Genomic DNA, 17,364 nt, shown 5'->3' on the forward strand with positions numbered 1-17,364 from the left:
CGAGAACGGTTATCGCGCGTTGCTGCGGCTTTTTTCACAATTCCCGGCTAATTTTTGTCTGAATACTGTACGACTCCCCCAGAATTCAGACAAAACAAAACGGCCCGCAGGCCGTTTTCACATATTCTGTAGCAACATACTGGAAAAACATCGGTTGTTGCAAATCCGTTTTTCTACGCGATGCTCCCGGCTCCACGACAAGGGGGCGACGCAAAGATCGTGTCCTGCAACGCTTCCCACTCCTTAATGGTATAGGTATGCAGGGCTAACGCATGTACGGTTGTGGAGAGTTCCGCCGTTAACGTGCCGTAAATCATCCGATGACGATTAAGAAAACGTTCACCTGTAAAACGATCGCTAACCAGCACAACCTTAAAGTGGCTTTCAGAACCTGCCGGGACATTGTGACGATAGCTTTCATCCACAACTTCGAGGAATACGGGTTGGAACGCTGCCCTTAATTTTTCTTCTATTTGCTCACGAATCATCATGAAATTTTTCCTCCGACAACGCTGAGATGTCACCCATCCCTTTAAATACTAGCCGCTTTTACCGTTTTCATTACACCTTAGCAACAAAAAATTAGCGCTTGTCTGATTTTCTCAGCCAAACGAATGAAGTTCACTCATTTCATGCTTTGGTTTATTGCAAAAAGTCCGTTTCTGGTCTCCACAAAGTCATAAAAAGGACAACACAATGAATTTACATGCGTTACCCACTTCCCCTCATCGTTGGCGATGTTATGATGGCGGGAATTTTCTCTAACCACACAATTTAGATTCGCTGAGAGCCCTGGCATGTTTAAAAAAATCCTCTTCCCGTTAGTTGCGATGTTTATGTTGGCAGGATGCGCAACGCCGCCTACCACCATTGAAGTCTCCCCTAAAATTACCCTGCCGCAGCAGGATCCGAGCCTGATGGGCGTGACCGTGAGTATCAACGGCGCCGACCAGCGTCAGGATCAGGCGCTGGCAAAAGTCACCCGCGACAACCAGCTGGTTACCCTGACCGCTTCCCGCGATCTGCGTTTCCTGCTGCAAGAAGTGCTGGAAAAACAGATGACCGCGCGTGGTTATATGATTGGTCCGAACGGCGCAGTAAACCTGCAAATCATTGTTAGCCAGCTGTATGCTGACGTGTCTCAGGGTAGCGTGCGTTACAACATCGCCACTAAAGCAGACATCGCTATTATTGCGACCGCGGCGAACGGTAACAAGATGACCAAAAACTACCGCGCAAGCTACTCTGTTGAAGGCGCGCTGCAGGCCTCCAACAAAAATATTGCTGATGCCGTTAACAGCGTCCTGACCGACACCATCGCTGATATGTCTCAGGACACCAGCGTTCACGATTTCATCAAGCAGAACGCTCGTTAATTTCTGCCCTTATGGCCCGACGTTCGTCGGGCCTATAGAAGCCCATGTCCAGTCATTACTTACGTATTTTTCAGCAACCACGTTCAGCTATCCTGCTCATTCTGGGGTTCGCCTCCGGATTACCGCTCGCACTGACATCCGGTACGCTCCAGGCGTGGATGACGGTCGAAAATATCGATCTTAAAACCATCGGTTTCTTTTCTCTGGTCGGCCAGGCCTACGTATTTAAGTTCCTCTGGTCTCCATTGATGGACCGCTATACGCCGCCGTTTTTGGGCCGACGTCGCGGTTGGCTACTGGCGACCCAGCTACTGCTATTGATTTCTATCGCCGCGATGGGCTTTCTGGAGCCGGGTACGCAGCTACGCTGGATGGCCGCGCTGGCGGTGGTGATCGCGTTTTGTTCGGCATCGCAGGATATCGTCTTTGACGCCTGGAAAACCGACGTATTGCCCACCGAAGAGCGTGGCGCAGGTGCGGCAATCAGCGTACTGGGTTACCGTTTAGGGATGCTGGTTTCCGGCGGACTGGCCCTGTGGATGGCCGACCGCTGGCTCGGCTGGCAGGGAATGTATTGGCTGATGGCGGCGCTGCTGATCCCTTGCATCATCGCCACCCTGTTAGCGCCAGAACCAACAGATGCTATTCCGGTGCCTAAATCGCTGGAACAGGCGGTTGCGGCTCCGCTGCGAGACTTTTTTGGCCGCAACAATGCCTGGCTGATTCTGCTCCTCATCGTGCTGTATAAACTCGGTGATGCCTTCGCCATGAGTCTGACCACCACCTTTTTAATCCGCGGTGTCGGATTTGATGCGGGTGAAGTCGGCGTGGTGAATAAGACATTGGGGCTACTGGCCACCATTGTTGGCGCGCTGTACGGCGGGATCCTGATGCAGCGCCTCTCGCTGTTCCGCGCATTATTGATTTTCGGTATTCTGCAAGGGGCATCAAACGCAGGTTACTGGCTGCTGTCCGTCACTGACAAACACATGTTCAGTATGGCCGCCGCCGTCTTCTTTGAGAACCTGTGTGGCGGGATGGGCACCGCGGCGTTTGTCGCCTTATTAATGACGCTGTGCAATAAGTCCTTCTCAGCGACCCAGTTCGCCCTGCTCTCCGCGCTTTCAGCGGTTGGCCGCGTGTACGTAGGTCCGGTAGCGGGTTGGTTTGTCGAAGCGCACGGGTGGCCCACGTTTTATCTGTTCTCCGTGTTTGCCGCGCTGCCTGGACTCCTCCTGCTGCTGGTTTGTCGCCAGACGCTGGAACATAGCTGGCAAAATGAGAGCTTTATTCCGCGTACGGAATTTCGTAGCGCGTACGGTCTGGCATTAATGACGCTGGTCGCGGGCTGCTGTTTGCTGGCAGTTTGGCTATTGTTGCTGACCCTTAACTCACTGGACTACACCAACTTCTCCTTCCTGCCGGAACTGCTTGAAATATCGGTGGTGGTCGCTGTCTGCGGAGTGGTATTCGGCGGATTGCTGGATTATCTTGCGTTGCGTAAAACCCGCCTGGCGTGATGTTGCATATTTATGCTCTAAATAATTCGAGTTACGGGAAGGCGGCGACGCAGCAAATCCCCAGGAGCTTACATAAGTAAGTGACTGGGGTGAGCGAGGAAAGCCAACACACCCGTAGCTTGAAGTATGACGAGCATATTTAGCCGTTGTAATCACCCTGCGTAATTATAACGGCTAAATAAACAACAACTGATAAAAAATATTATTTGTTATTTTGTGCGCCATAGAATTTGGAAATTATTGACGCCTTTTATACATGCTATTTTCCTTACTCGATTCAGCCATGAAAAATTTATTTTTTGTTCTGTAATTGTCTTTTTATTGATAATCAATTGTTAATTAATTGTTTTATTTTGGTATTGGTTATACCAATTGCCCTCCGCACGTCCTTCACCTGCCTGCTTTCGTTATAACGTGATGTTGCAACAGGTTCTTAAAGCCAACCCGACATATATTGCAACATATGTGACACGCTCGGCAGAACCCGGTAACACAGATCCAATGATGTTTACAGTAATGTAACCTTCCCGTAAAATGACCTCACACTTTAAACGCCACCCGGTCCCGTGGAATTGAGGTCGTTAAATGAGACTCAGGAAATACAATAAAAGTTTGGGATGGTTGTCATTAATTGCAGGCACTGCGTTGCTCAGTGGCTGTAATTCTGCGCTGCTTGACCCTAAAGGACAGATTGGACTGGAACAACGGTCATTGATACTGACGGCATTTGGCCTGATGTTGATCGTCGTTATTCCTGCCATCTTGATGGCTGTTGGTTTTGCCTGGAAGTATCGTGCAAGCAATAAAGATGCGAAGTACAGCCCGAACTGGTCACACTCCAATAAAGTGGAAGCTGTGGTCTGGACGGTGCCGATCTTAATCATCATTTTCCTTGCCGTGCTGACCTGGAAAACCACTCACGCTCTTGAGCCAAGCAAACCGCTGGCGCATGACGAGAAGCCCATTACCATCGAAGTGGTTTCCATGGACTGGAAATGGTTCTTCATCTATCCGGAACAGGGTATCGCTACCGTGAATGAAATCGCCTTCCCGGCGAATACTCCGGTCGAATTCAAAGTGACGTCCAACTCCGTGATGAACTCCTTCTTTATCCCGCGTCTGGGTAGCCAGATTTATGCCATGGCCGGTATGCAGACTCGACTGCATCTGATCGCCAATGAAGTCGGTACTTATGATGGTATCTCCGCAAGCTATAGCGGACCAGGCTTCTCCGGTATGAAATTCAAGGCTATTGCAACAAAGGACCGCGCCGAATTCGACCAATGGGTTGCTAAAGCTAAGCAGTCTCCGAACACCATGAGCGACATGGCTGCGTTCGAAAAAGTGGCTGTGCCAAGCGAATACAACCAGGTGGAATACTTCTCCAACGTGAAACCTGATTTGTTTAAAGATGTTATTAACAAATTTATGGCTCACGGTAAGAGCATGGACATGACCCAACCAGAAGGTGAGCACAGCGCACATGAAGGTATGGAAGGCATGGACATGAGCCACGCGGAATCCGCCAACTCAAGGGGTTGAGAAGAATACGATGTTCGGAAAATTGACACTTGATGCAGTTCCGTTCCATGAACCAATCGTCATGGTTACGATCGCTGCCATTATCATCGGTGGTGCGGCCTTACTCGGCCTTATCACTTACTTCGGTAAGTGGACCTACCTGTGGAAAGAGTGGCTAACTTCGGTTGACCACAAACGCCTTGGCATCATGTATGTCATCGTCGCAATCGTGATGTTGATTCGTGGCTTTGCCGATGCCGTCATGATGCGTAGTCAGCAAGCGCTGGCTTCTGCAGGTGAAGCGGGTTTCCTGCCACCTCACCACTACGACCAGATCTTCACGGCTCACGGCGTGATTATGATCTTCTTCGTGGCAATGCCATTTGTTATCGGTCTGATGAACCTGGTGGTTCCACTACAGATTGGCGCACGTGACGTTGCATTCCCGTTCCTGAACAACCTGAGCTTCTGGTTCACCGTTGTTGGCGTAATCCTGGTTAACCTGTCTCTGGGCGTCGGTGAATTCGCGCAGACCGGTTGGCTGGCGTATCCGCCTCTTTCGGGGATAGAGTACAGTCCAAGCGTCGGGGTCGATTATTGGATATGGGCAGTCCAGTTGTCCGGTATTGGTACAACCCTGACCGGTATCAACTTCTTTGTGACCATCATTAAGATGCGTGCGCCAGGAATGACCATGTTCAAGATGCCGGTATTTAGCTGGGCATCTCTGTGCGCGAACATCCTGATTATCGCTTCGTTCCCAATTCTGACGGTTACCGTCGCGTTGCTGACCCTGGATCGCTATCTGGGCACCCATTTCTTTACCAACGATATGGGCGGCAACATGATGATGTACATCAACCTGATTTGGGCCTGGGGCCATCCGGAAGTGTACATTCTGATCCTGCCAGTATTCGGGGTATTCTCCGAAGTCGCAGCAACCTTCTCGCGTAAGCGTCTGTTTGGTTACACCTCGCTGGTGTGGGCAACCGTGTGTATCACCGTTCTGTCGTTCATTGTTTGGCTGCACCACTTCTTCACCATGGGTGCCGGCGCAAACGTAAACGCCTTCTTCGGTATTACCACCATGATTATCGCCATCCCGACCGGGGTGAAGATCTTCAACTGGCTGTTCACCATGTATCAGGGCCGTATCGTATTCCACTCAGCAATGCTGTGGACGATTGGCTTTATCGTCACCTTCTCAGTCGGCGGCATGACCGGCGTACTGCTGGCGGTGCCGGGTGCGGACTTCGTACTGCACAACAGCCTGTTCCTGATTGCGCACTTCCATAACGTTATCATCGGCGGCGTGGTATTTGGTTGCTTCGCGGGTATGACCTACTGGTGGCCAAAAGCGTTTGGCTTCACGCTGAACGAAACCTGGGGTAAACGCGCATTCTGGTTCTGGATCATCGGCTTCTTCGTGGCATTTATGCCGCTGTACGTGCTGGGCTTTATGGGTATGACCCGTCGCCTCAGCCAGCAGATTGACCCGCAGTTCCATCCGATGCTGGTTGTTGCCGCCTGTGGCGCCGCGCTGATTGCACTGGGTATCCTGTGCCAGTTCATTCAGATGTACGTGTCTATTCGCGACCGCGAGCAGAACCGTGATCTGACCGGTGACCCATGGGGTGGTCGTACGCTGGAGTGGGCAACCTCTTCCCCACCTCCGTTCTATAACTTTGCCGTTGTGCCGCACGTTCACGAGCGTGATGCCTTCTGGGAAATGAAAGAAAAAGGTGAAGCGTACAAGCAGCCTACGCACTATGAAGAGATTCATATGCCGAAGAACAGCGGTGCCGGTATCGTCATTACCGCCTTCGCAACACTGTTTGGTTTCGCCATGATCTGGCATATCTGGTGGCTGGCGATTGCAAGCTTCGCAGGCATGATCATTAGCTGGATTGTGAAAAGCTTTGATGAAGACGTGGATTACTACGTGCCGGTCCCGGAAGTCGAAAAACTGGAAAACCAGCATTTCGATGAGATTACTAAGGCAGGGCTGAAAAATGGCAACTGATACTTTAACGCACGCGACTGCCCACGCGCACGAACACGGGCACCACGATGCAGGCCAAACCAAGATCTTCGGATTCTGGGTCTACCTGATGAGCGACTGCATTCTGTTCTCAATTCTGTTTGCAACCTATGCCGTTCTGGTGAACGGCACCGCAGGTGGCCCGACAGGTAAGGACATTTTTGAACTGCCGTTCGTTCTGGTTGAAACATTCCTGCTGTTATTTAGCTCCATTACTTACGGCATGGCGGCGATCGCCATGTATAAGAACAACAAGAGCCAGGTCATCTCCTGGCTGGCGTTGACTTTCTTGTTCGGTGCCGGATTCATCGGGATGGAACTCTATGAATTCCATCACCTGATTGTTAACGGTATGGGCCCGGATCGCAGCGGCTTCCTGTCTGCGTTCTTCGCGCTGGTCGGCACGCACGGTCTGCACGTCACCTCCGGTCTTATCTGGATGGCGGTGCTGATGGTGCAAGTTGCCCGTCGCGGCCTGACCAGTACTAACCGTACCCGCATCATGTGCCTGAGCCTGTTCTGGCACTTCCTGGATGTGGTGTGGATCTGTGTGTTCACTGTTGTTTATCTGATGGGGGCGATGTAATGAGTCATTCTAACGAGAGCGGCGGCGCATCCCATGGCAGCGTAAAAACCTACATGACAGGTTTTATCCTGTCGATCATCCTGACGGTCATTCCGTTCTGGATGGTGATGACAGGTTCTGCCTCTCCGGCCGTTATTCTGGGAACTATTCTGGCAATGGCCGTGGTACAGATTCTGGTGCACCTGGTGTGCTTCCTGCACATGAATAGCAAATCTGATGAAGGTTGGAACATGACGGCCTTTGTCTTTACTGTGCTAATCATCGCCATTCTGGTTGTGGGCTCCATCTGGATTATGTGGAACCTTAACTACAACATGATGATGCACTAAGAGCGGCGATTATGATGTTTAAGCAATACCTGCAAGTTACGAAACCAGGCATCATCTTTGGCAACCTGATCTCGGTGATTGGGGGGTTCCTGCTGGCCTCGAAAGGCAGCATCGACTATCCCCTGTTTATCTACACGCTGGTTGGGGTGTCACTGGTTGTGGCGTCGGGTTGTGTATTTAACAACTATATCGACAGGGATATCGACAGGAAGATGGAGAGGACCAAAAACCGCGTGCTGGTTAAAGGTCTGATTTCTCCTGCCGTCTCGCTGGTATACGCCACCTTGCTGGGTATTGCTGGCTTTATGCTGCTGTGGTTTGGTGCCAACCCTCTGGCCTGCTGGCTGGGGGTGATGGGCTTCGTGGTATACGTGGGCGTCTATAGCCTGTATATGAAGCGCCATTCCGTTTACGGTACGCTGATTGGCTCACTCTCCGGCGCTGCGCCGCCGGTGATTGGCTACTGCGCCGTAACCGGTGAGTTCGATAGCGGTGCGCTGATTCTGCTGGCTATCTTCAGCCTGTGGCAAATGCCGCACTCTTACGCGATTGCGATTTTCCGCTTCAAGGATTATCAGGCTGCCAACATCCCTGTACTGCCAGTGGTAAAAGGCATTTCGGTCGCGAAGAACCATATCACGCTGTATATCGTGGCATTTGCTATCGCCACGCTGATGCTAACCCTGGGCGGTTATGCAGGTTATAAATACCTGATTGTTGCGGCGGCGGTGAGCGTCTGGTGGTTGGGCATGGCGCTGCGCGGTTATAAAGTGGAAGATGACAGAGTCTGGGCGCGCAAGCTGTTCGGCTTCTCCATCATCGCCATTACCGCGCTCAGCGTGATGATGTCCGTCGACTTCATGGTGCCAAACTCGCAGAACCTGCTGACTTACGTCTGGTAAGTTAATCGTCACATCTTCTATGCCGGATGGCGGCTGACGCCTTATCCGGCCTACAAAAAAGCACATGGCTTGTAGGCCGGATAAACGTAACCCCATCAGGCATCTTCCTGTTTATTATCCGTCCATATTTCAAACAACCATTTTCCCGCTTCAGCCGACTCGGCAAACATCCTTACGGTTAACGGTATGCGTGTTGCTTCGACTTCTTCCCGCTTAGCTTTGAACCATCTCGTGAAGAGTGGCAAATTGTGCCACGGATAATACGGTTTCCAGTTCACACATGATAAATCGACTTTAAACTCTTTCTCATATCGAGTCAGAGCACTGTGGAGGTCATCACCGGGGACATCAAATAGTTCTGAGTCGAGTTCTAAAGGTACCTCTTTCCAGTTTTCATCCAAATACCCGGGTATTTCTTCCCTGAAAAGGTTTAACACATCGTCTTGAATACTCATTAGAATGATGTCCATTGCATATAGTCATCATCCTGAATCAATTGGTCATATTTATCACGAAATACCATTTCCTTTTCCCTCTTTCCATTGGAACCAACCACAAAAACACTACACCTGTAATTATCGCAAGTAAATTAGTTACACAAGTAATTATTTCAATAATACCGCTACACAATTCCACATATCGTAGAGGTTTACCCCACCCCTTCCCCGCTTTACACTAGGCGCGAAATTAATACAGAGGTGGGAATGAACGATTACAAAATGACGCCCGGTGAGTTGCGCGCCACCTGGGGTTTAGGGACCGTATTTTCGTTGCGTATGCTTGGCATGTTTATGGTCCTGCCGGTTCTGACCACGTACGGTATGGCGCTACAGGGTGCCAGCGAAGCCTTGATCGGACTTGCTATCGGTATTTATGGCCTGGCGCAAGCCATCTTCCAGATCCCCTTTGGTCTGCTGTCAGACCGCATCGGTCGTAAGCCGCTTATTGTCGGCGGACTGGCGGTATTCGTTTTCGGCAGCGTGATTGCCGCCCTCTCAGATTCAATCTGGGGAATTATTCTTGGTCGAGCTCTGCAAGGCTCTGGCGCGATTGCCGCCGCCGTAATGGCGCTATTGTCCGACTTAACTCGCGAGCAAAACCGAACCAAAGCAATGGCGTTTATCGGCGTCAGCTTTGGTATCACCTTCGCCATTGCGATGGTATTGGGGCCGATCGTTACCCACGCGCTAGGGCTACACGCGCTGTTCTGGATGATCGCGGGCCTTGCTACCACAGGTATCGTGCTGACCATTTGGGTCGTTCCCAATAGCACGACCCACGTACTGAACCGCGAATCAGGCATGGTAAAAGGTAGCTTCAGCAAAGTACTGGCGGAGCCAAAACTGCTGAAGCTCAACTTCGGCATCATGTGTCTGCACATTTTACTGATGTCCACTTTCGTCGCCTTGCCAGGTCAGTTGGCGAAAGCGGGTTTCCCCGCAGCCGAACACTGGAAAATTTATCTGGTGACGATGCTGCTGTCCTTCGTTTCCGTGGTGCCGTTCATCATTTACGCCGAAGTGAAACGCCGGATGAAACGCGTGTTCCTCGCCTGCGTGTTACTGATTCTTGTTGCCGAAATTGTATTGTGGAGCGCAAACATTCGTTTCTGGGGGCTGATTGCGGGCGTGCAGATATTCTTCCTCGCCTTCAACCTGATGGAAGCCCTCCTCCCCTCGCTTATCAGTAAAGAGTCTCCGGCTGGCTATAAAGGTACGGCGATGGGCGTTTACTCCACCAGCCAGTTTCTTGGCGTGGCGATTGGCGGTTCGCTGGGCGGTTGGGTTGTCGACATGTTTGATGGGCAGGCGGTATTCCTGGCCGGCGCGCTTCTGGCGGCAGTGTGGTTGTTGGTGGCCAGCACAATGAAAGAACCACCGTACGTTAGCAGCCTGCGCGTGGAAATCCCACCGGAGATTGCCGCGGATGACACCCTGAAGCAGCGTCTGCTGGCTAAAGAAGGGATAAGCGAAGTGTTAATTGTGGCGCAAGAACATTCGGCCTACGTAAAAATCGACAGCAAAGTGACCAATCGATTTGAGGTTGAGCAGGCCATCAGCCAGGCGTGAAGATTGCACGATGGCGACGTCTTATCCGGCCGACAAATAGCGTGTGCTACCTGTAGGCCGGATAAGCGGGCATTACGACTTAATCGCGGAAGTTCTTAAACTGGAACGGCTGGCCGAGGTCGCCGCCGCGAACCAACGCCATAACAGATTGTAGGTCGTCACGCGCCTTGCCGGTTACACGGATTTCTTCGCCCTGAATCTGCGCCTGCACTTTCAGCTTGCTGTCTTTAATCAGCTTAACGATTTTCTTTTGCACCGCGCTTTCAATACCCTGCTTCAGCTTCGCTTCCACAAACCAGGTTTTACCGCTGTGCACGAAGGTTTCCGGTACGTCCAGCGACGTGCCTTCAATCCCGCGTTTCAGCAGCTTGGCACGTAAAATATCCAGCAGTTGATTGACCTGGAAATCTGACTCGCTCAGCACCTTAATCGTCTTATTTGACTCATTCAGCTCAAAAGTCGCTTCAACACCACGAAAATCAAAGCGTGACTCTACTTCGCGGCTGGCGTTTTCTACCGCGTTACGGGCTTCCTGAAGATCAACTTCAGAGACAATATCGAAAGATGGCATCTTTTCCTCTCCCTTCATTTTTGATGCGAAGCATAATACCTGCAAAGTTACTCAACAGACAGCGCTATACTAGGCTGTATCCTTTAATTGTACGCGGAACTGAAACCTGCGAACAATAAAGGGGTACGGCCGATATGGATTAACACCTGGTGCTGTTGCAGGTGAGGAGGAAGAATGAAAATTACCGTACTGGGATGTGGAGCGTTAGGACAGCTGTGGCTTACCACGCTGTGCAAACATGGACATGAGGTGCAAGGGTGGCTACGCGTGCCACAGCCCTACTGCAGCGTGAACCTGATCGACACGGATGGATCGGTTTTTAATGAATCCCTGACGGCAAACGACCCCGACTTTTTGGCAAAAAGCGACCTGTTGCTGGTTACACTTAAAGCCTGGCAGGTTTCCGATGCGGTAAAAGGTCTGGCCGCAATTCTGCCTGAAACTACCCCAATTTTGCTGATTCACAACGGTATGGGGACGATTGAAGAGCTGCAAAACATTAAACAGCCTCTGCTGATGGGCACCACCACCCACGCAGCACGTCGCGACGGAAATGTCATCATTCATGTCGCTCAGGGCACAACGCGCATCGGTCCGGCGCGTGAGCAGGACGGTGATTTCAGCTATCTGGCTGAGACACTGCAAGAAGTACTACCGGATGTCGCCTGGCACAATAATATTCGTGCCGAACTGTGGCGCAAACTGGCGGTGAACTGCGTCATTAATCCCCTGACGGCGCTCTGGGACTGCCCAAACGGCGAACTGCGTCAGCATCCGGAAAAAATAGCGCTAATCTGTGAGGAAGTAGCAGCGGTTATTGAACGCGAAGGCCACCACACATCAGCGGATGATTTACGCTATTATGTCGAGCAAGTCATTGATAGTACGGCGGAAAACATCTCATCAATGCTGCAGGATATTCGTGCCATGCGCCATACAGAGATCGACTATATTACCGGTTACCTGTTAAAACGCGCCCGCGCGCACGGCATCGCCGTCCCGGAAAATGCCCACCTGTTTGAAATGGTAAAGAGAAAGGAAAGTGAGTATGAGCGCTCAAGCACTGGTTTGTCTCGCCCCTGGTAGTGAAGAGACCGAAGCGGTCACTACTATCGATCTGCTGGTTCGCGGCGGAATTAAGGTCACTACAGCAAGCGTCGCCAGCGATGGCGACCTGACGATTGTGTGCTCACGCGGAGTGAAGCTGCTGGCTGACGCACCGTTGGTCGAAGTGGCTGACGGCGATTTCGACATCATCGTATTGCCTGGTGGTATTAAAGGCGCGGAGTGTTTTCGCGATAGCCCTTTGCTTGTCGAAACCGTGAAGCAGTTTCATCGCTCCGGGCGTATTGTCGCAGCAATTTGCGCCGCTGCCGCCACCGTACTTGTCCCGCACGATATCTTCCCCATCGGAAATATGACAGGTTTCCCGGCGTTGAAGGACAAAATTCCCGCAGAACAATGGCAAGACAAGCGTGTCGTCTGGGATCCGCGCGTTAACCTGTTAACCAGCCAGGGTCCGGGAACATCCATTGATTTTGGTTTAAAAATCATTGATCTACTGGTAAGCCGCGAAAAGGCTCATGAAGTGGCGTCACAACTGGTAATTGCTGCGGGAATTTATAACTACTACGAATAAGAATGATTGCCGGATGGCGGCGTAAACACCTTATCCGGCCTACAAAACGGTACAGTCTGTAGACCGGATAAGCGGCAGCGCCATCCGGCAAAGGAACTACGGGCGATACACCTTCACGTTTTCAAAGCCCTGCTCGCGCAGATACAGCGCCTGCAGGCGGCTCATCACGCCGCGTTCACACCACAGCAGCCAGGTTTTACTCTGGTCTAAATCGCCGAATTTGGTGCTCAGCTTGTAGAACGGCAGTGAAACCACGTCCACACCTTCCACCTTCAGCGGCTTGTCATCCTGTTCATCCACAGAACGGATATCCAGAATCACGTCGTTTGAGCCGAAACCACTCACGGTTTCCACTTCCACCACGGTCTGCTGAGTCTGCTGGGCGATATCGCGAATATCGATATTGTTCGCTTCTTCGACCACTTTATCGAGGATAGAGAAATCGAAGTTTTCTTCTTCGGCCTCAATCTTCGCTTTAATCGCCTTCACCGTTGGGCTTTTTGAAATTACGCCGCAGTATTCCGGCATGGTACGCGCAAAGTCCTCGGTACCAATTTCACGCGCCAGGTTGATGATGTGCTCTTTATCATGGGAGATAAGCGGGCGCAGGATCAGGGTATCCGAAACGTTATCAATCAGGCGCAGGTTGGTCAGCGTCTGGCTGGACACCTGGCCCAGCGCTTCACCGGTTACCAGTGCCTGTACGCCGTAGCGCTCAGCGACTTTCGATGCCGCGCGTACCATCATACGTTTAAGGACCACGCCCATCTGACCGTCGTCGACTTTCTCCAGGATCTCGCCCACCACCGGCTCAAAGTTGATCGCGACAAAACGTACGCGATGCGAGCTACCGTAGCGGTTCCACAGATAATGCGCCACCTGACGAACGCCGATTTCATGCGCAGCGCCGCCGAGGTTAAAGAAGCAATAGTGTACGCGGCAGCCACGACGCATCAGCATGTAACTCGATACGCCGGAGTCGAAACCACCGGAGATCAGCGACAGGACGTCTTCCTGCGTACCAATCGGGAAACCGCCAATACCTTCATAGCGGCCTTTAACCAGCAGCAGACGGTCATTTTCGATTTCAAGATTCACCGTCACGTCCGGTTTCGTCAGCTTCACACGCGCGGATTCAATATGCTGGTTCAACCCGCCGCCAACATAACGTTCCACCTCAATGGAGCTAAACTCATGCTTACCGCGACGCTTAACGCGTACACAGAAGGTTTTTCCTTCCAGTTGATCGCGATACTGCACCAGCGCTTTCTCGAAAATATCGTGCATGTCGGTAAACGGCACGTCTTCTACTTCGAGAATATGGTGGATACCCGGAATACGGGTCAGCGCGTCGCGAATATCCAGACGCTGGCTTTCATCTTTAGCGCGAACCTCAACGTGATCCCAGTGACGGACAACGGCAAGGTCTTCATCGTAGTGCTTTAAAACGTTACGAATGTTCCCTGTCAGAATTTTTATAAAGCGCAAACGCACAGATTGGCTTTTGATGGTGATTTCTGGGAACAATTTAATGATAAACTTCATGGCGGCAATGGTTCTTTGGCAAGTCTGAATGACTTGTAATGGAAAAAAATACAGCAGCCCATACCCTGCGGCTGCATCCAGGCGCGCAAGTATACCACTATCATGGTCATCCTGTGCACATCGCCTTACCATTGCGCGTTATTTGCTTATCAGTGCGAGTCCGTTACCATAGTCTTGTGCTGCCAATACAGAGAGTCAGACATTCATTATGCCGAAGAAAAATGAAGCGCCAGCCAGTTTTGAAACAGCGCTGAGCGAGCTGGAACAGATTGTTACCCGCCTGGAAAGCGGCGACCTGCCGCTGGAAGAAGCGCTGAACGAATTCGAACGTGGCGTACAACTGGCGCGTCAGGGACAAGTCAAATTGCAACAGGCTGAACAGCGCGTACAAATCCTGCTGTCAGACACCGAAGACGCCGCCCTTACGCCTTTTACACCGGATAATGAGTAAATGGATTTTACGCAGCAGCTACAGGCTTGCGTTGAGCAGGCCAATCAGGCACTGAGCCGTTTTATCACGCCACTGCCCTTTCAGAACACTCCCGTGGTCGAAACCATGCAATATGGCGCATTATTAGGCGGTAAACGTCTGCGCCCATTCCTGGTGTATGCGACCGGTCAGATGTTTGGCGTCAGCCTGAGTACGCTTGATGCTCCCGCTGCCGCCGTCGAGTGCATCCATGCCTATTCGCTGATGCATGATGATTTACCCGCGATGGACGACGACGACCTGCGCCGCGGTCTGCCAACCTGCCATGTAAAATTTGGCGAGGCGAACGCGATCCTGGCCGGAGATGCGCTGCAAACGCTGGCGTTTTCCATTATCAGCGACGCCCCGATGCCGGAAGTATCTGACCGTGACCGCATCGCGATGATCTCTGAACTGGCGCAGGCCAGCGGTATCGCCGGTATGTGCGGCGGCCAGGCGCTGGATCTGGAAGCGGAAGGTCATCAGGTTGCGCTGGATGCGCTGGAGCGTATTCACCGCCATAAAACCGGGGCATTGATTCGTGCCGCCGTGCGTCTGGGTGCATTAAGCGCAGGCGATAAAGGGCGGGAATGCCTGGCAATACTCGACAAATACGCAGAAAGCATCGGTCTGGCCTTCCAGGTTCAGGATGACATACTGGATGTGGTAGGCGATACTGCAACATTGGGTAAACGTCAGGGTGCTGACCAGCAGCTTGGCAAAAGTACCTATCCTGCACTTCTGGGTCTTGAGCAAGCCCGGAATAAAGCCCGGGATTTAATCGAGGATGCCCGCCAGTCGCTAAGTTTACTGGCCGCGCAGTCTCTCGATACCTCGGCACTGGAAGCGCTAGCGGACTATATAATCCAGCGTGATAAATAAACCAACATATCCCATGAGCTTGCGATGAGTTTTGATATAGCCAAATACCCGACCCTGGCGCTGGTCGACTCCACCCAGGAGTTACGCCTGCTACCAAAAGAGAGCCTGCCAAAGCTTTGCGACGAACTGCGCCGCTATTTGCTCGACAGCGTAAGCCGTTCCAGCGGGCACTTCGCCTCTGGTCTGGGCACGGTGGAACTTACCGTCGCGCTGCACTACGTCTATAACACCCCGTTTGACCAGTTAATCTGGGATGTGGGACATCAGGCTTATCCGCACAAAATTCTGACCGGCCGCCGCGATAAAATCGGCACCATTCGTCAGAAAGGCGGTTTGCATCCGTTCCCGTGGCGCGGTGAGAGCGAGTATGACGTACTGAGCGTTGGGCACTCCTCAACGTCCATTAGCGCTGGCATTGGTATTGCGGTTGCCGCCGAGAAAGAAGGCAAAGATCGCCGTACCGTTTGTGTGATTGGCGACGGCGCTATCACCGCCGGGATGGCGTTTGAAGCGATGAACCATGCGGGTGATATTAAGCCCGATATGCTGGTTATCCTCAACGACAACGAAATGTCGATTTCAGAGAACGTCGGCGCGCTGAACAATCACCTGGCGCAATTACTCTCAGGCAAACTCTACTCCTCGCTGCGCGAAGGCGGGAAGAAAGTGTTCTCCGGCGTACCGCCGATTAAAGAGCTGCTCAAACGTACCGAAGAACACATCAAAGGCATGGTCGTGCCGGGCACACTGTTTGAAGAGCTGGGCTTTAACTATATCGGCCCGGTGGACGGGCACGACGTGCTGGGGCTTATCACCACGCTGAAGAACATGCGCGATCTGAAAGGCCCGCAGTTCCTGCACATCATGACCAAAAAAGGTCGTGGCTATGAGCCAGCGGAAAAAGACCCGATCACGTTCCACGCCGTACCCAAATTCGATCCATCCAGCGGCTGTCTGCCGAAAAGCAGCGGCGGCCTGCCAAGCTATTCAAAAATCTTCGGGGACTGGTTATGTGAGACCGCAGCGAAAGACAATAAGCTGATGGCGATCACCCCGGCGATGCGCGAAGGCTCCGGTATGGTGGAATTCTCACGTAAGTTCCCGGACCGCTACTTCGATGTGGCAATTGCCGAGCAGCATGCAGTGACCTTTGCAGCAGGTCTGGCGATTGGCGGCTACAAGCCGGTCGTGGCTATTTACTCTACCTTCCTGCAACGCGCCTACGATCAGGTGCTGCATGATGTGGCCATCCAGAAACTGCCGGTCCTGTTCGCCGTTGACCGGGCAGGTATCGTTGGCGCAGATGGGCAAACCCACCAGGGGGCGTTCGATCTCTCCTTCCTGCGCTGCATCCCGGAAATGGTCATTATGACCCCGAGCGATGAGAATGAATGCCGCCAGATGCTGTTTACCGGCTATCACTACAACAACGGGCCATCGGTCGTGCGCTATCCACGCGGTAATGCGGTGGGCGTTGAGCTGACGCCGCTGGAACACCTGCCAATAGGTAAAGGCATCGTGAAGCGTCACGGGGAAAAAGTGGCGATTCTTAACTTTGGCACCCTGATGCCGGAAGCTGCTCAGGTCGCAGAGTCGTTGAACGCCACGCTGGTCGACATGCGCTTTGTGAAACCGCTGGATGAAACGTTGATCCTCGAAATGGCGGCCCGACACGACGTGCTGGTTACTATTGAAGAGAACGCCATTATGGGCGGCGCAGGCAGTGGCGTAAACGAAGTGCTGATGGCCCATCGCAAGCCCGTTGCGGTGCTGAACATCGGCCTGCCTGACTTCTTCATCCCGCAAGGCACTCAGGATGAGGCTCGCGCCGATCTGGGTCTTGATGCCACTGGCATTGAGGCCAAAATCAAGGCCTGGCTGGCATAATCCCCTCCCCGCTCCTGCTATGCTTAA

At 52.3% G+C, this 17,364-nt stretch carries 17 protein-coding genes; 13 read left to right on the forward strand and 4 right to left on the reverse strand.

Translation table 11 applies throughout. The features are described 5' to 3' along the window. Positions 1 to 173 precede the first annotated feature (173 nt). On the reverse strand, positions 174 to 491 hold the full coding sequence (gene bolA / locus FDW97_RS12010; protein WP_038638264.1) for a transcriptional regulator BolA: 318 nt from the start codon (positions 489 to 491) through the stop codon (positions 174 to 176). A 306-nt stretch (positions 492 to 797) separates the two neighbouring features. Here bolA and FDW97_RS12015 point away from each other — a divergent pair, with 306 nt between their 5' ends. From FDW97_RS12015 to cyoE, 7 genes are all read left to right on the forward strand, one after another. Further along, positions 798 to 1,376 (forward strand): lipoprotein, encoded by a 579-nt coding sequence (locus tag FDW97_RS12015; protein ID WP_003021617.1) that lies wholly within the window; start codon positions 798 to 800, stop codon positions 1,374 to 1,376. 44 nt (positions 1,377 to 1,420) lie between these two features. Further along, positions 1,421 to 2,896 carry a muropeptide MFS transporter AmpG gene (ampG, locus tag FDW97_RS12020; RefSeq protein ID WP_137351083.1) on the forward strand — a complete coding sequence of 492 codons (1,476 nt, stop codon included), beginning with the start codon at positions 1,421 to 1,423 and terminating at the stop codon, positions 2,894 to 2,896. A gap of 585 nt (positions 2,897 to 3,481) precedes the next feature. Beyond that, positions 3,482 to 4,438 (forward strand): cytochrome o ubiquinol oxidase subunit II, encoded by a 957-nt coding sequence (cyoA, locus tag FDW97_RS12025; protein WP_085047638.1) that lies wholly within the window; start codon positions 3,482 to 3,484, stop codon positions 4,436 to 4,438. A gap of 10 nt (positions 4,439 to 4,448) precedes the next feature. Beyond that, a complete protein-coding gene (cyoB, locus tag FDW97_RS12030; RefSeq protein ID WP_038638255.1) occupies positions 4,449 to 6,440 on the forward strand; it encodes a cytochrome o ubiquinol oxidase subunit I in 1,992 nt (663 codons plus the stop codon). Next, positions 6,430 to 7,044, forward strand: coding sequence for a cytochrome o ubiquinol oxidase subunit III (locus FDW97_RS12035; protein ID WP_003831007.1), 615 nt, complete (start codon positions 6,430 to 6,432; stop codon positions 7,042 to 7,044). The genes cyoB and FDW97_RS12035 overlap by 11 nt, the downstream gene beginning before the upstream one ends. Continuing rightward, the gene (locus tag FDW97_RS12040; RefSeq protein ID WP_003831006.1) at positions 7,044 to 7,373 is read left to right on the forward strand and encodes a cytochrome o ubiquinol oxidase subunit IV; all 330 of its coding nucleotides are present in this window, start codon (positions 7,044 to 7,046) and stop codon (positions 7,371 to 7,373) included. The genes FDW97_RS12035 and FDW97_RS12040 overlap by 1 nt, the downstream gene beginning before the upstream one ends. Positions 7,374 to 7,384: 11 nt before the next feature. Next, entirely contained in the window at positions 7,385 to 8,275 is an 891-nt protein-coding gene (cyoE, locus tag FDW97_RS12045; RefSeq protein ID WP_003831005.1) for a heme o synthase, read from the forward strand. Between the two features lie 95 nt (positions 8,276 to 8,370). Here the strand turns inward: cyoE and FDW97_RS12050 are convergent, their stop codons facing one another. Further along, positions 8,371 to 8,745, reverse strand: coding sequence for a DUF1493 family protein (locus FDW97_RS12050; protein WP_170973674.1), 375 nt, complete (start codon positions 8,743 to 8,745; stop codon positions 8,371 to 8,373). A 234-nt stretch (positions 8,746 to 8,979) separates the two neighbouring features. Here FDW97_RS12050 and FDW97_RS12060 point away from each other — a divergent pair, with 234 nt between their 5' ends. Then, on the forward strand, positions 8,980 to 10,344 hold the full coding sequence (locus tag FDW97_RS12060; protein ID WP_087857046.1) for an MFS transporter: 1,365 nt from the start codon (positions 8,980 to 8,982) through the stop codon (positions 10,342 to 10,344). A gap of 79 nt (positions 10,345 to 10,423) precedes the next feature. On the opposite strand, the gene FDW97_RS12065 is transcribed toward FDW97_RS12060, so the two are convergent. Further along, positions 10,424 to 10,915 (reverse strand): YajQ family cyclic di-GMP-binding protein, encoded by a 492-nt coding sequence (locus tag FDW97_RS12065; protein ID WP_038638234.1) that lies wholly within the window; start codon positions 10,913 to 10,915, stop codon positions 10,424 to 10,426. 174 nt (positions 10,916 to 11,089) lie between these two features. On the opposite strand from FDW97_RS12065, the gene panE reads away from it, so the two are divergent. Both panE and yajL read left to right on the forward strand, forming a co-directional pair. Beyond that, positions 11,090 to 12,001, forward strand: a complete 912-nt coding sequence (gene panE, locus FDW97_RS12070; RefSeq protein ID WP_038638233.1) for a 2-dehydropantoate 2-reductase — start codon at positions 11,090 to 11,092, stop codon at positions 11,999 to 12,001. Beyond that, positions 11,964 to 12,554: a protein deglycase YajL gene (gene yajL / locus FDW97_RS12075; RefSeq protein WP_069323955.1), complete on the forward strand. Its 591-nt coding sequence runs from the start codon at positions 11,964 to 11,966 to the stop codon at positions 12,552 to 12,554. The genes panE and yajL overlap by 38 nt, the downstream gene beginning before the upstream one ends. Before the next feature lie 96 nt (positions 12,555 to 12,650). Here yajL and thiI read toward each other — a convergent pair whose 3' ends face one another. Then, on the reverse strand, positions 12,651 to 14,099 hold the full coding sequence (gene thiI / locus FDW97_RS12085) for a tRNA uracil 4-sulfurtransferase ThiI (protein WP_038638226.1): 1,449 nt from the start codon (positions 14,097 to 14,099) through the stop codon (positions 12,651 to 12,653). Between the two features lie 208 nt (positions 14,100 to 14,307). Here thiI and xseB point away from each other — a divergent pair, with 208 nt between their 5' ends. Genes xseB through dxs form a run of 3 tightly spaced genes read left to right on the forward strand, consistent with a single transcriptional unit; the run spans position 14,308 to position 17,337 of the window. Next, the gene (gene xseB, locus FDW97_RS12090; RefSeq protein WP_038638224.1) at positions 14,308 to 14,550 is read left to right on the forward strand and encodes an exodeoxyribonuclease VII small subunit; all 243 of its coding nucleotides are present in this window, start codon (positions 14,308 to 14,310) and stop codon (positions 14,548 to 14,550) included. Then, complete coding sequence (gene ispA, locus FDW97_RS12095) at positions 14,551 to 15,450, forward strand: (2E,6E)-farnesyl diphosphate synthase (protein ID WP_038638213.1); 900 nt, start codon at positions 14,551 to 14,553, stop codon at positions 15,448 to 15,450. It begins immediately after the preceding gene. A 24-nt stretch (positions 15,451 to 15,474) separates the two neighbouring features. Next, the gene (gene dxs / locus FDW97_RS12100) at positions 15,475 to 17,337 is read left to right on the forward strand and encodes a 1-deoxy-D-xylulose-5-phosphate synthase (protein WP_137351085.1); all 1,863 of its coding nucleotides are present in this window, start codon (positions 15,475 to 15,477) and stop codon (positions 17,335 to 17,337) included. The last annotated feature ends 27 nt before the right edge of the window (positions 17,338 to 17,364 follow it).

Origin of the sequence: Citrobacter sp. wls708, assembly GCF_005281255.1 — a bacterium.
Lineage (GTDB): Bacteria > Pseudomonadota > Gammaproteobacteria > Enterobacterales > Enterobacteriaceae > Citrobacter > Citrobacter werkmanii.